Annotated in this window: 12 protein-coding genes and 2 riboswitches; of the genes, 3 read left to right on the top strand and 9 right to left on the bottom strand. The window is 60.6% G+C overall.

Annotation, left to right across the window (positions count from 1 at the left end; translation table 11 throughout):
* Positions 1 to 8 precede the first annotated feature (8 nt).
* Positions 9 to 671 (bottom strand): amino acid ABC transporter permease, encoded by a 663-nt coding sequence (locus tag PSH69_RS12135; protein WP_018927655.1) that lies wholly within the window; start codon positions 669 to 671, stop codon positions 9 to 11.
* Positions 672 to 723: 52 nt separating this feature from the next.
* Positions 724 to 1,572 (bottom strand): transporter substrate-binding domain-containing protein, encoded by an 849-nt coding sequence (locus PSH69_RS12130; RefSeq protein ID WP_019578493.1) that lies wholly within the window; start codon positions 1,570 to 1,572, stop codon positions 724 to 726.
* Positions 1,573 to 2,013: 441 nt separating this feature from the next.
* On the opposite strand from PSH69_RS12130, the gene PSH69_RS12125 reads away from it, so the two are divergent.
* A complete protein-coding gene (locus tag PSH69_RS12125; RefSeq protein WP_019578492.1) occupies positions 2,014 to 2,427 on the top strand; it encodes a hypothetical protein in 414 nt (137 codons plus the stop codon).
* A gap of 30 nt (positions 2,428 to 2,457) precedes the next feature.
* Here the strand turns inward: PSH69_RS12125 and PSH69_RS12120 are convergent, their stop codons facing one another.
* Together PSH69_RS12120 and PSH69_RS12115 are read right to left on the bottom strand one after the other, a co-directional pair.
* On the bottom strand, positions 2,458 to 2,739 hold the full coding sequence (locus PSH69_RS12120; protein ID WP_305412193.1) for a type II toxin-antitoxin system RelE/ParE family toxin: 282 nt from the start codon (positions 2,737 to 2,739) through the stop codon (positions 2,458 to 2,460).
* Positions 2,729 to 2,977 (bottom strand): type II toxin-antitoxin system Phd/YefM family antitoxin, encoded by a 249-nt coding sequence (locus PSH69_RS12115; protein ID WP_305412191.1) that lies wholly within the window; start codon positions 2,975 to 2,977, stop codon positions 2,729 to 2,731. The genes PSH69_RS12120 and PSH69_RS12115 overlap by 11 nt, the downstream gene beginning before the upstream one ends.
* A 197-nt stretch (positions 2,978 to 3,174) precedes the next feature.
* Between PSH69_RS12115 and PSH69_RS12110 the strand changes: the two genes are divergently transcribed.
* Complete coding sequence (locus tag PSH69_RS12110) at positions 3,175 to 3,630, top strand: thioredoxin family protein (RefSeq protein ID WP_305412189.1); 456 nt, start codon at positions 3,175 to 3,177, stop codon at positions 3,628 to 3,630.
* 63 nt (positions 3,631 to 3,693) lie between these two features.
* On the opposite strand, the gene PSH69_RS12105 is transcribed toward PSH69_RS12110, so the two are convergent.
* The 5 genes from PSH69_RS12105 to cobW all read right to left on the bottom strand — a co-directional run bounded on the left by PSH69_RS12105 (position 3,694) and on the right by cobW (position 12,082).
* Positions 3,694 to 5,340 (bottom strand): phospholipase D-like domain-containing protein, encoded by a 1,647-nt coding sequence (locus tag PSH69_RS12105; protein WP_305412188.1) that lies wholly within the window; start codon positions 5,338 to 5,340, stop codon positions 3,694 to 3,696.
* A 76-nt stretch (positions 5,341 to 5,416) separates the two neighbouring features.
* Positions 5,417 to 5,962 (bottom strand): VWA domain-containing protein, encoded by a 546-nt coding sequence (locus PSH69_RS12100; protein WP_370695241.1) that lies wholly within the window; start codon positions 5,960 to 5,962, stop codon positions 5,417 to 5,419.
* 119 nt (positions 5,963 to 6,081) lie between these two features.
* Positions 6,082 to 7,089: an ATP-binding protein gene (locus PSH69_RS12095; protein ID WP_305412187.1), complete on the bottom strand. Its 1,008-nt coding sequence runs from the start codon at positions 7,087 to 7,089 to the stop codon at positions 6,082 to 6,084.
* A 148-nt stretch (positions 7,090 to 7,237) separates the two neighbouring features.
* The gene (cobN, locus tag PSH69_RS12090; protein WP_305412186.1) at positions 7,238 to 11,011 is read right to left on the bottom strand and encodes a cobaltochelatase subunit CobN; all 3,774 of its coding nucleotides are present in this window, start codon (positions 11,009 to 11,011) and stop codon (positions 7,238 to 7,240) included.
* Positions 11,012 to 11,014: 3 nt separating this feature from the next.
* Positions 11,015 to 12,082, bottom strand: a complete 1,068-nt coding sequence (cobW, locus tag PSH69_RS12085; RefSeq protein WP_305412185.1) for a cobalamin biosynthesis protein CobW — start codon at positions 12,080 to 12,082, stop codon at positions 11,015 to 11,017.
* Positions 12,083 to 12,183: 101 nt separating this feature from the next.
* Positions 12,184 to 12,398, bottom strand: a riboswitch (cobalamin riboswitch).
* Positions 12,399 to 12,516: 118 nt separating this feature from the next.
* A riboswitch (cobalamin riboswitch) is annotated at positions 12,517 to 12,745 on the top strand.
* A 121-nt stretch (positions 12,746 to 12,866) separates the two neighbouring features.
* On the opposite strand from cobW, the gene PSH69_RS12080 reads away from it, so the two are divergent.
* Positions 12,867 to 13,070 carry a CbtB domain-containing protein gene (locus PSH69_RS12080; protein ID WP_018927647.1) on the top strand — a complete coding sequence of 68 codons (204 nt, stop codon included), beginning with the start codon at positions 12,867 to 12,869 and terminating at the stop codon, positions 13,068 to 13,070.
* The last annotated feature ends 4 nt before the right edge of the window (positions 13,071 to 13,074 follow it).

Below are 13,074 nucleotides of genomic sequence, written 5' to 3'. Positions count from 1 at the left end.
GGGGCCTCCTATCGGCGAATCGCCAGACGCTGTTCGAGGTAACGCAGCATCATGGCAATGAGGTAACAGGCCGCAACATAGAGCGCCGTGGTCACCAGCCAGGTTTCAATCACCCGGTAGCTCTCGACATTGATCTTGCGCGCGTAATAGGTCAGCTCCGGCACGGCAATCGCCGCCGCCAGCGAGGTGTCCTTGAACAGCGAAATGAAGTTGTTCGACAGCGCCGGCAGCACATTGCGCAGCATCACCGGCACGGTGATGTACGCCTTGACCTGCCACTCGCCCAAGCCAATCGCCAACCCGGCTTCACGTAGCCCCTTGGGAATGCTCAGCAGCCCGCCACGAAACACTTCAGTCAGGTACGCCCCGGCATACAGCGACAGGGTGATGATGAACGACGGGATCTTGTCCAGGCGAATGCCCAGGCTCGGCAAGGCGAAGTAGATCAACAGAATCAACACCAGAATCGGCGTATTACGGATCACCGTCACATACACCGACGCCAGCCCCCGCAATGCGCGATGCTTCGACAGCAAAGCAAATGCCATCAGCAGGCCGATCACGCAGCCGATGGCGATCGACACCAGCGCCAGCTCAAGACCCAGACCGAGCCCCGCCAGCAAGGTGTCGAAATCGCGCCACACGGCGGCAAAATTCAACTGATAGTTCATGGTCAGCAGTACCTTGAGCGGGGCGATTTAAAACCGCCCCGCTCTCACGGGATCATTTGAATTCGACTGGGAAACCGATCGCAGGAGTCGGTAGATCCACACCGAACCACTGCTTGAACGACGCCGCGTAAGTCGGGAACTCAACACCGGTCATGCCCTCATGCAGCACGGTGTTGACGAAGTTCAGCCAATCCTGATCGCCGCGTTTGACCGCACAGGCGTAGGTCTGCGGGCTCCAGGCGTAGGTCGGGCTGCGATAACGGCCAGGGTTCTGCACCATCAGGTATTTCACCGACGACTGATCGGTGGCCGCCGCGTCGGCACGGCCGGAGTTCACCGCCTGATACATCAGATCCACGCTGTCGTACTGATCGACCTTGGCCTTGGGCAGCGCCTGATGCACCAGTTCTTCGGCGTACACGTTCTGCAGTACCGCCACGGTCACACCGTCGGCGGCGGCCCTGAGGTCCTCGATTTCCTTGTACTTGCTGTTGGCCGGCAGCAACAGGCCAACACCTTCGCGGTAGTACGGCAGCGTGAACGCGACCTGTTGGGCGCGGCTGGCGGTCACGGTGATGAACTGGCAACTCATGTCGACCTTGTCGGTCAGCAGATTCGGAATCCGCGCATCGGACGACTGCACCACGAACTCGACCTTGCTCGGGTCGTTGAACAACCCCTTGGCCACCATCCGCGCGATATCGATATCAAAACCCTGCAACTTGCCGTCCGCTCCCTGGAAGTGCCACGGCGCATTGGTACTGCCCGTGCCCACAATCAATTTCCCACGGGCCAGCACGCTGTCGAGCTTGCTGTCTGCCGCTTGAGCGACACCCACGGCAGCGGCCGAAGCCGCGAGAACGAAAACACACGCTTTAAACAAGGAAGGTCGGCGATGCATGGCAAGCACTCCAGGGCTGTGTTTATTCCGCTATACCGGAACTAGGTATGTAACAACGGAATAGACAGCAGAAAGTGTGCCACAGGATTGCTGGAAAATCCTGTTGCTTACTAAACGGTAATAAATTCAGAGAGATGGAAATTTCCCAATGCAGACTTGCGCAGCAACAACGGGTCAATGAGCGCTACCAAGGGCTACAGGGTTGGGTAGCAAGGCAACATTCGAGTGCGCGAGAGTCCAAAAAGAAGCAATTCGACAGGCGCGCCCATGCTCTGGGATCGCCCGCACGATTTACCACCCGTCGGATTAGAGCCCATACCTGTCAGATCTGACAGTTGTGGATCGCGGGTTGCGGGCGCTCAATCTGTGCAAGCCGTTCAAGCCTTCCATCATGCAACACTGGCCTGCGGACTTTTGACAAACACTTACAGGAGTTTCCACATGTCTGAACAATCCACAAAAGCTAATTTGGTACGTAATGGTGATTTCACACAGGAGGGCAAGGACTGGACTTCTGATACGCCGGAGAAAGTCCGCTATAAAGACGGTTATTGTGTCTTGCAGTTTCCAGGCCTGATCACTCAGGACGTAACGATCGACAGCGTGGGTGAGTTTCGATTTTCCGTGAAAATGAAAACGGAGAGGGGTTCTGCCTGCACAGCACAAGTCTTGATGCATCCTTCGTGGGAGATCCGCCGCCTCGGTATGGGAGGTGGAACGTCCTGGGAATTACAATACGTAGATTTCACACTACCTCTTGGTACCACCAAAGTGACGATCAAGCTGCAAGCAAACGATGGTCCGTCCGACGCTTTTGGATCATATTTCGATGACGTACGGCTTGAGCAACGTTGAAGTATGAGGACCTGGGGGATTTTTGCAGTTCTACCGCTCGCCTGCGCCCTTGCAGACATCCCCCCGTTCCCTTTTTCCCACCGCTATCACCGTCACCACCAGAACCTCATCCACAACCCGATAAACCAGTCGATACCCGGCACTACGCAGCTTGATCTTGTAAGCATTACCCAGCCCGCCCAGCCGATCCGCTGGAACGTGCGGATTAGCCAACCGCTCCTGAAGCTTCTTCTTGAACTGCTCCCTCAACGTTGCCCCAAGCTTCTGCCACTCCTTCCAGGCCTTTTCAGAAAACTCCAGCTCATAGGTCATCGATAGAAACCTTGATCGTAGGATCGTTTTCTCGTTCGCGGCAAAGGGCTACCAGCTCCATGTCTTCAAGCCGGTCCATCATCGCTTCGTATTCTTTGGCTGGGACGCAGTAGAAAGCGGGCTCATTACGGTTGAGGATTGCGACAGACAAACCACCACCGGCAGCGACCGTCCCCATGGGGTTTTTCTTTAGTTCGGAAATGCTCGCTACGACCTGTGAAAGCACAATGTGTGTCATTACGCTACTCCTTGAAGTGCTTTTAATGGCGCTAAAAATAGCACTCCGAACCAAGTCTGGCATCTATCCTTTACTCATAGAAATTGGAATTTGGACCACTGGCACCGAACCCCACCTGTAATTTCTGACAGTAGACCCACCCGCTCACCTCCTTTAACGTCAACTGGCCTTCGATAGTCTTTGAAAAGGAGATTTCAATGCGTTCGATTTCCACCCACCCACTGGATCCGGCCTACCGCAAAGCGCTCAACACCTGGCGCCCGGTGATTCTGTATTTCGGCAACGACCATTGTCCCGCCTGCGAATGGGCCGGACCGGTGTTCCGTGAAATTGCCGAGAAGTACAAAGATCACGCGTGCATCTATATGCTGGATACGAGCAAGTCCCCTCGGCATCAGGAAGTCGAAGGCACACCCACTGCGCTCTTTTACAAAAAGGGCAAGCTGCTGACGAAGCTCAAGGGCATAGGGACCCCGGAAACCCTGGAAGAACATTTCAAAAAGCACATCGGCAAGCTCAGACCCAAAAGAGTTGCCCGCAAACCTCGTCGCGACTTGCCGTGGCTACAGAAAACCCTCAGCACTTTATGCACTGCGCCTCGGGCACGGGAGCGATTGAATGCACGTTTGATGAGTAATGCAATGGGCAAATAACTGACCTGTAGCAACAGCCTCGCGCTGCTCGGCAGCTGCTACAAAAAGTACCCGCCGGTGTGTTTATCGTCCGGAAAAACGCAGCCGCGACAACATCCGCAGGTCACCTTCGCGGTAATAGTCATCGGTCCAGCTGTCATCCGCCGCCAACGGCCGGACCTGCTTGAGTTGCAGTTTCTTTGCGAAGTAGCGGAACCGGTAATGTTCGTAGAAGCGCAGCAGTTCCAGCCCGTAGCGATCGGCCAGGTCGGTGTTGCCACGGATGATCAGGTAGTTTTCGTCATTGCCGTTGCTGGCCGCGTCACTGAGGTTGTGGCTGCCGCTGATGATGGTTGGTGAATCGCTGGTGAAGTCGACGACGATGGCTTTGGTGTGCACCAGCAGGTTGCCCTTCTGGCCTTTCATGTTTTCCTTGAGCCAGCCTTCCAGGCCGGTGTTGAGCAGCGCGGTGGCAGCGAATTCGGCGGTGCGGTCGGCATGGAAACCGGTGATGCTGCTGACCGTATTTTGCAGGCCGTAACGCAAGATGTCGTCGTGGGGTTGGCCGAGCAGCGCGTTGAGTATTTTGTCCGGCAAGGTAAATGCGGTGACAAACAGCAGGTCTTTTTTGGCGGCGTTGATGATCTTGATGAACTCACTCAAGTCGCCCTCGCCCGAGCGCGGTGAAAAACCGGCGAACAGCAGCTGGTCAGGCTGCATCGGATTATGTTCCGTGAGCCAGTCCCGCGTGGCGCCGACGTCCGTCGGTGTGGCCCAGACCTGCTCGAAGGTTTGCAGGTAAGTGGCGCCGATCCGAGCGTCGTCCAGCACATGCACGACGTTGGCCTGACGGTAAACGCCGTTGGCAGTGAAGTTGGTGCTGCCGCAGAGTACTGCTTCGGGCTGATGCTGCCCCGCGGCATCGAGCCGGCTCAGGACCATGAACTTGTCGTGAAAGATATTGTGGGTGACTCGCCCGCGTTTGTTCGCCGCCGGGATTTTTTCCAGGCTGGCTTCGTTCAGCGCCGTGGTGTCTTCGCCAGGCTGGGCGTGGTACAGGACCCGAACCTTTACGCCACGCTCGAAGGCGGCGTTCACCGCATCGACGATCGCCTGCAACTGGTATTCATAGATCGCGATGTCCAGCGCCCACTGGCCATCCACGGCACGTTCGATAAACCCGAGCAGGCGTGCGAGCAGACCATTTTCCAGCCATTGCCGCGGCGCGTCCGGCCATTCTTCGATGGGCATTTTCTTGTTGACGCTGAGCAGCGCATCGAGGTCGGCGAATTTGCGCTGGAACGCCTGACTGGCAGCCACTGCCCGGTTGAAAATCACGTTCTGCCCCTTGGGCAGGCCATTGTCCGTGGTGACCGTCACTTCCAGGCTTTCACCCAACTGTGGCGCATCGGCAGTGCCATAGGCCAGGTGAACCCGATAATGGATCGTCACACCCGGATTGACCGCGTAATCGGCCCAGCGAAATTTCTGCAAAGGCGCGGCATCGCTGGGGGTGGCGTGAAACTGGGGGAACGTATGATCCTTGCCGGGAAAGGTCAGGCTGTTGAACAGAAACAGCCAGGGTTTGTCGCCTTGCTGTTTTTCGATGGCAAACCCCAGCAGGCCTTTGCGGCGGGGCTCGGCCAGGTCGATGGCCAGCAGCACACCGTTGGTGCCTGCGTAGGCTTTGACGCGGAAATCGTCCTGATCGTTGCGGGCTAGAACGCGCATGGGTCACTCCTGTGATGGGTTTGCTTACAGAGCATAGGGCAGCGATGCGATGGGGCCAGCACTGTCAGCACAAAACTCAACCTGAAATCAGCTCATCGATATGTCGATAATCAACCTGTAACTGCGCTGCCAATACCTTTGCCCGCCCGAGCCGAATCGGCCCGCGCTCGATGTCGATCAGCAACCCCGGACAATCCAGCTCCGGCAATGTCGACCATTCCTTCAACCGTCCATCCGTCACTAGCATCAGCCGCTGCTGTTCGGCCGGAAAACGCTTTTGCCGTGCCGCCAGCCAGCGCCCCGCCTCGCCCAGCGCCGCCAGCATCGGCGTCCCGCCGCCGGCGCCCAATCCCTCAAGCCAATCGCGTAAGCCCGCAGAGGCTTTCAAGCCTTGCACCTGCCACTTCGGCAGGTGACCGCTGGCGGTCAACAACGCCAGGCGTGCACGCTGGCGATAGGCATCGTCGAACAGTTGCGCCAGCAAGCCCTTGGCATCGCTCAACGCCTGATGGCGCCGGGTCGAAGCCGAGGCATCGACGATCACCAGCCACAGTTCATGCGGGGTGCGGGTCCGCAGATGGAACAATAGGTCATCGTGTTGACGCGGTCGGCCGTTGAGCAAAGTGCCGGGCCAGTTGACCGATCCGCTACGGGCGGCGTGACGCTTGCCCTGTTTACCTTGATCCAGCCGGCCTGCGCGGGGTCTGGCATTCGCCCCCGCGTCTGATCGAGGGCGAATGCCTAGGGCTTTTTTGGCCAGCTCGGCACTTCACGTCGAGCACCGACCGGCAGCGCCTGGGCGGGCATTTCGCCCCACTGGCCCTGACCTTCGTTCGGGTTGGTGGCTTGCGCATGGGATTGCTGTGGCGCTTGGGAGTGTTGCGGCGCAGAGGTCGAATGCTCCCGACGACGATGACGCAAGGCAAATTCGGCGACCGCGTCGATATCCTCTTCGGCAATGGCGTTCGCACCGCGCCAGGCCGCATGTGCCCGCGCCGCGCGCAGCCAGACCAGATCGGCCCGCAAGCCATCGACGCCGGCAGCAAAGCAGCGCTCGGTGATCTGCGCCAGTGCGGCATCGTCGAGCGGGATACTCGCCAGGGCCGCACGCGCCTTCTGGCAACGCTCGCGCAGGGCGTGTTGCTGACTTTCCCACTCGGCGCAGAAGCCTTGCGGATCGCTGTCGAAATCCAGTCGACGACGGATGATCTGGCCGCGCTCGGCGGGTGCGGTATGGCCTCTGAGGGCGACGTTCAGGCCAAAGCGGTCGAGCAGTTGCGGACGCAGTTCGCCCTCTTCCGGGTTCATGGTACCGATCAGCACAAACTTCGCCGAATGCCGATGGGAAATCCCGTCGCGCTCGATCAGGTTGGTGCCGCTGGCGGCCACGTCGAGCAGCAGGTCCACGAGGTGATCGGGCAGCAAGTTCACTTCATCGACGTAGAGCACGCCGCCGTCGGCCTTGGCCAATACACCCGGAGAAAACTGTGCGCGCCCTTCGCTCAAGGCCGCGTCGAGATCGAGGGTGCCGACCAGCCGTTCTTCGGTGGCGCCCAGGGGCAAGGTGACGAATTGACCACTGGCCAGCAGGTCCGCCAGGCCTCGGGCCAGGGTCGACTTGGCCATGCCGCGCGGGCCTTCGATCAGCACGCCACCGATTTTCGGGTCGATGGCGGTCAGGTACAGAGCGAGCTTCAAGTCATCGGCGCCGACCACGGCGGAGAGCGGGAAATGGGGGGTGTCGGTCATGTAGGGTTACTCATTGTGGTCGGTGGTGTGATCGTTCCCACGCTCTGCGTGGGAATGCCTCTGCGGACGCTCCGCGTTCGGCTCTTGGGACGCAGAGCGTCCCGGGCTGCATTCCCACGCAGAGCGTGGGAACGATCCGGCGATCCGGCTAACTGTCTTCTTCTATATCCAGCAACAAATTCTCCAGCGCCTCGCGGTACTCACCCGGCTCCTGCCACATCCCCCGCTGCTGTGCTTCGAGCAGGCGTTCGGTCATGTCGCGCAAAGCGTGGGGATTGTGTTCGCGGACAAACTCCCGGGTCGCCGGATCAAGCAAATAGGCGTCCGCCAGCAACGCATACTGGTGATCGTCGATCAGCTGCGTAGTGGCGTCGAAGGCAAACAGGTTATCGACCGTCGCCGCCAGTTCGAACGCGCCTTTATAGCCATGACGCTTCACCCCGTCGATCCATTTCGGATTGACCGCCCGGGAACGGATCACCCGGTTCAGCTCTTCCTTCAATGTGCGGATCTTCGGCAAGTCCGGCTGACTGTGGTCGCCGTGGTAACTCGCTGCGGCTGCGCCGCTGAGGCTCTCCACGGCCGCCAGCATGCCGCCCTGGAACTGGTAATAGTCGTTGGAATCGAGCAAGTCATGCTCGCGGTTGTCCTGGTTTTGCAGCACGGCCTGCACCTGGCTCAGACGCTGGGCGAATTGTTCACGGGCGGCGGTGCCTTCATCGGAGCCGCCGTAAGCGTAGCCGCCCCAGTTCAGGTAAACCTCGGCCAGGTCTTCGCGGCTTTGCCACAAGCGACCGTCGATGGCGCCCTGCACGCCCGCACCGTAAGCACCCGGCTTGGCCCCGAAGATCCGCCAGCCGGCCTGCCGCCTGGCCGCCTCTTCATCCAGACCGGACGTCAGCAGCGCTTCGCGCTCGGCACGAACCTTGGCGGCCAGCGGGTTGAGATCGTCCGGCTCATCCAGCGCGGCGACCGCTTGCACGGCGGCGTCGAACAGCCGGATCAGGTTGGCAAAGGCATCGCGGAAGAATCCGGAGACGCGCAAGGTCACGTCCACCCGCGGCCGGTCCAGCAGGCTCAACGGCAGAATCTCGAAGTCATCGACCCGCTGACTGCCCGTCGCCCACACCGGCCGCACGCCCATCAAGGCCATGGCCTGGGCAATGTCGTCGCCGCCGGTGCGCATGGTCGCGGTGCCCCAGACCGACAGACCGAGCTGACGCAAATGATCGCCGTGATCCTGCAAGTGCCGCTCAAGAATCAGGTTCGCGGATTGAAAACCGATGCGCCACGCCGTGGTGGTCGGCAGGTTGCGCACGTCCACCGAATAGAAATTGCGCCCGGTGGGCAACACGTCCAGCCGTCCACGGCTGGGCGCACCACTCGGCCCGGCCGGGACGAATCGACCGCTGAGGGCATCCAGCAGGCCGCGCATCTCTGCCGGGCCGCAGGCGTCCAGGCGCGGGGCGACGACCTCGCGCAAACTGTCGATGATCGCGCTCACGTCAGACCAGCCTGGCTCGCTCAACAGAGCAATTTCAGCGCTCAAGGCTTGCTCGATCAACTGCGCGGCGAACAGTTCCAGACGCTCGCGGGTATCTCCCGCCGTGCGCCACAGCTCATCACTGACCGCCTGCAAGGCATCCGGCCGAGGACCGTTCCACGGCTCGGCCAACACGCATTCCAGTGGATCGAAGCCCAATTCGAGCGCTTTGACCAGTGCCCGCAACAGACTCGATTGCGCACCACGGCCGTCGCCGCGAGGAATGCGCAGCAAGGCCAATAAAGTGTCGATGCGCAATCGCCCGGTCGGCGACTCGCCAAACACGTGCAGGCCATCGCGGATCTGCGATTCCTTCAAGTCACACAGGTAGGTGTCCAGGCGCGGCAACCAGATCGCCGCATCGGCATCGCTGTCGAGCTTCTCGTCCAGTTGCAGTTCGCGGTCGATGTGCGTATCGCGCACCAGTTGCAGAATGTCGCGTTGCAGTTCCCGGGCACGGCGTGGATCGAGCAACTGCGCTTCGTAATATTCGTCGGCGAGCAATTCGAGATTACGCAGCGGACCGTAGGTTTCGGCGCGGGTCAGCGGTGGCATCAGGTGATCGATGATCACCGCTTGCGTACGGCGCTTGGCCTGGGCGCCCTCGCCCGGGTCGTTGACGATGAACGGATAGATGTTCGGCAGCGGTCCGAGCAGCGCGTCGGGCCAGCAGTTTTCAGACAGCCCGACGCCCTTGCCCGGCAGCCATTCGAGGTTGCCGTGCTTGCCGACGTGGATCACGCCGTGGGCGCCGTAGGTGTTGCGCAACCAGAAGTAGAACGCCAGATAACCGTGGGGCGGCACCAGGTCCGGGTCGTGATAGACCGCGCTCGGGTCAACCTGATAACCCCGGGCCGGTTGAATGCCGACGAAGGTCAGGCCGAAGCGCAACCCGGCAATCATCATTCGCCCGCCACGGAACATCGGATCGTTTTCAGGCGAGCCCCAACGTTGCAGCACCGCCTCGCGATTGGCTTCGGGCAGCGCGTTGAACATCAAAAAGTAATCGTCCAGCGCCAGGCTTTGCTGACATGGACGTTGATCGAGCGTGTCCAGGTCATTGCTGACGCCACCGAGCAGTTGCTGGATCAGCGCGGTGCCGCTGTCCGGCAACTCGGCCGGTAGTGGATAACCTTCTTGATGCAGTGCACGCAGGATGTTCAGCGCCGCGGCGGGTGTGTCGAGACCGACGCCATTGCCGATGCGTCCATCGCGAGTCGGGTAGTTGGCGAGGATCAGGGCAATGCGTTTTTCACCGTTGGGCACTCGCGCCAGATCGATCCAGCGCCGTGCCAGTTCAGCGACAAAATCCATCCGTTCCGGTTGTGGTCGATAGCAAACCACATCGGACTGACTGCGCTCGCTGCGCCACGCCAGATCCTTGAAGCTGATTGGCCGACTGATGATTCGCCCGTCCAGCTCCGGCAGCGCGATGTGCATCGCCAAGTCACGGGGACCGAGGCCTTGCTCGCTGGCACGCCAACCGGGCTCGTTGTCCTGGGCGCAGATCGCCTGAATCACCGGGATGTTGCGACGAAACGGCCGCAGATGCGGCGCTTCAGGGCTGGACTGGGCGAAACCGGTGGTGTTGAGAATCACCCCCGCCTCGACTTCATCCAGCAAGTCCTCGACCACCATCAGGCAGCCGGATTCTTTCAGACTGGCCACGGCAATCGGCAACGGGTTAAGCCCCGCCGCCTGCAAACGCTGGCAGAAAATATCGATGAAACCGGTGTTCGCCGCCTGCAAGTGCGAGCGGTAAAACAGCACCGCCGCCACCGGCTGATCGGCCTGCCAATCGGCTTGCCAATCCTGAAGGTGCGCGGGGCTTTTTTTTGGGTGGTAGATCGCGGTGCGTGGCAGGGTTTGCGGCTCGGACCATGGATAGTCGCGACCCAGCCAGCGACTGGCGAGGCAGCGAAACAGGTCGAGCGCATTGGCCATGCCGCCCTGACGCAGGAAGTGCCAGAGCCGGTCGCGGTCTTCGGGGATCACGGTGCTCAGATCGCTGAGTTCCGGGTCCGGGCGATCGTCGCCCGGCACCAGAATCAACTGCACACCGCGCTGGGACAATTCCACCAGACGCTCGATGCCGTAACGCCAATAGGCGATACCGCCATGCAGCGAGATCAGAATCACCTTGGCGTGGCGCAGCACTTCGTCGACATAAAGATCGACCGAGGCGTGATTCTGCACCTGCATCGGGTTGGCCAGGCGCAGGCTCGGGTAATCATCGGGCAACTGCTGCGCCGCCTCGGCGAGCAACGCCAGACTGGAATCGCCGCTGCACAGGATCACCAGCTCGGCGGGGGTTTGTCCAAGGTCGGCAATGTTGTCATCCGACACGAAACCGCCGGGCTGGGTCCTGAGCAGGTGCATGGGTTAAACGCTGAGCGCAGCGCGCAATTGCGCTTCGAGTTGAACGGCGTCCAGCGCCTGACCGATCAACACCAGACGGGTGGTGCGCGCTTCCTCGGCACCCCACTGACGGTCAAAGTGCTTGTCGAAACGCGTGCCCACGCCCTGAATCAGCAGGCGCATCGGCTTGTTCGGCACCGCCGCGAAACCCTTGACCCGCAGAATGCCGTGCCGCACCACCAGTTGCGTCAGCGCGTCCATCAGCAGGCTTTCGTCGGCTTGTGGCAGCTCGATCGAAATGGAGTCGAACGCGTCATGGTCGTGATCGTGGTCGTCTTCACCTTCGTGGTGGTGATCGTGATGGCTGTGACGGCTGTCGATGTGTTCTTCGGAACCGGCGCCGAGGCCAATCAGCACGTCCAGTGGCAGGCGACCGCTGCTGGCTTCGATGACTTTTACCGCTGGAGGCAGCTCTTCGGCGACTTCCAGGCGCACGCGGGCCAGGTCTGTGGCGCTGATCAGGTCAGCCTTGTTGAGGATTACCAGGTCGGCGCTGGCCAGTTGGTCGGCGAACAGCTCGTGCAGCGGCGATTCGTGGTCCAGGTTCGGGTCTAGTTTGCGCTGGGCATCCACTTGATCCGGGAACGCCGCGAAGGTGCCGGCGGCCACGGCTGGGCTGTCGACCACGGTGATGACAGCGTCAACGGTGCAGGCACTGCGGATTTCCGGCCACTGGAAGGCTTGAACCAAAGGCTTTGGCAGGGCCAGGCCCGAGGTTTCGATGAGGATGTGGTCGAGGTCGCCGCGACGCGCGACGAGTTCGCGCATCACCGGGAAGAATTCTTCCTGGACGGTGCAGCACAGGCAGCCGTTGGCCAGTTCGTAGACGCGACCGCTGGCCTCTTCTTCGGTGCAGCCGATGGAGCACTGCTTGAGGATCTCGCCATCGATGCCCAGTTCGCCGAACTCGTTGACGATCACCGCGATGCGACGGCCCTGGGCGTTGTCGAGCATGTGCCGCAACAAGGTGGTTTTGCCCGAGCCGAGGAAGCCGGTGACGATGGTGACGGGGAGTTTGGCCAGTGTTTTCATCGGATGCCCTTTGGCAAGGTGGCGGGCATACGGGACGACGACCGGCAACGCGGGGGCGCGTGCCTGAAGAGTTCGCCACCGGATCACCCCGCCCGGTTGAAAGTGAGAATCTGTGTCGAGGCAGGTCTCCTGGCTGACGGTGTGCCAATCGTTGGACTGGCGTTTGCTGCGCCTTCCCGCGAGCCTGATGGATCAGGGTTTGCAGTGGCGTGGCAGCGAACATCACCGTTCACAGTTGCGGGGGCAGCCGCGGCATCGACCGCGTTCCCTTCTTAGCTTCGGCAAACGCCGAAGAACCTCGAAAGCGCAAGGCTACGCATCGTGTGGGGGCGGGTCAATCACTGCGCACGCCACCCGCACTTACAAAGAGCCAATCATTTTGGTATCCAAGTGAGAACCCCTGCCAATTGACTCCCCGCCCTCGCCCATGCTCTCCTACACGCCTTGTTACGGGTGCCCTTCACAGGGTGAAACGGGAAACCGGTGAATCATGTGCTTTACTCTAAAGCCATGTCAGTCCGGTGCTGCCCCCGCAACGGTAAGCGAGTGAAGCGTCAGATCCACTGTGCCGATCATCCGGCATGGGAAGGTGATGCTAGCAGGTTCAGGCGCAAGCCCAGCCCCTCGCGAGCCCGGAGACCGGCCCGCAACACAAAGTGACTTTTACGTTCACTGAATAACAAACCCGCGGTGGGCGGGCGCTGTTCGAAATCTCTGCGAGCCCTTGGTGTGCGGAGGTTTTCATGCGCTCTATTCACCCGCTGACAGACCAGAGGGAAGCGCCATGACGATCATCAGCAGCACCGCCAGCAACACCGACAAGAGCATCGCCAGCACCACCACGACCTTGACTCAACGCCTGACCGCCGCCGTGTGTGCGTCGATCCTTGGCGCCAGCCTTGTGTATTTCGCCGGTTTCTCGCACATCGAAGCGGTGCACAACGCCGCGCACGATACCCGTCACAGCTCCGCCTTTCCGTGCCATTGAGACC

The organism is Pseudomonas sp. FP1740, assembly GCF_030687165.1.
Taxonomy (GTDB): Bacteria; Pseudomonadota; Gammaproteobacteria; order Pseudomonadales; family Pseudomonadaceae; genus Aquipseudomonas.
The sequence above is the reverse complement of the archived record's forward strand: the minus strand, read 5'-3'. Positions and strand labels throughout refer to the sequence as shown.

Excerpts from the sequence above, each read along its gene's own strand:
- PSH69_RS12135 (WP_018927655.1), bottom strand. The coding sequence starts at position 671 with ATGAACTATCAGTTGAATTTTGCCGCCGTGTGGCGCGATTTCGACACC.
- PSH69_RS12130 (WP_019578493.1), bottom strand. The coding sequence starts at position 1,572 with ATGCATCGCCGACCTTCCTTGTTTAAAGCGTGTGTTTTCGTTCTCGCG.
- PSH69_RS12125 (WP_019578492.1), top strand. The coding sequence starts at position 2,014 with ATGTCTGAACAATCCACAAAAGCTAATTTGGTACGTAATGGTGATTTC.
- PSH69_RS12120 (WP_305412193.1), bottom strand. The coding sequence starts at position 2,739 with ATGACCTATGAGCTGGAGTTTTCTGAAAAGGCCTGGAAGGAGTGGCAG.
- PSH69_RS12115 (WP_305412191.1), bottom strand. The coding sequence starts at position 2,977 with ATGACACACATTGTGCTTTCACAGGTCGTAGCGAGCATTTCCGAACTA.
- PSH69_RS12110 (WP_305412189.1), top strand. The coding sequence starts at position 3,175 with ATGCGTTCGATTTCCACCCACCCACTGGATCCGGCCTACCGCAAAGCG.
- PSH69_RS12105 (WP_305412188.1), bottom strand. The coding sequence starts at position 5,340 with ATGCGCGTTCTAGCCCGCAACGATCAGGACGATTTCCGCGTCAAAGCC.
- PSH69_RS12095 (WP_305412187.1), bottom strand. The coding sequence starts at position 7,089 with ATGACCGACACCCCCCATTTCCCGCTCTCCGCCGTGGTCGGCGCCGAT.
- cobN (WP_305412186.1), bottom strand. The coding sequence starts at position 11,011 with ATGCACCTGCTCAGGACCCAGCCCGGCGGTTTCGTGTCGGATGACAAC.
- cobW (WP_305412185.1), bottom strand. The coding sequence starts at position 12,082 with ATGAAAACACTGGCCAAACTCCCCGTCACCATCGTCACCGGCTTCCTC.
- PSH69_RS12080 (WP_018927647.1), top strand. The coding sequence starts at position 12,867 with ATGACGATCATCAGCAGCACCGCCAGCAACACCGACAAGAGCATCGCC.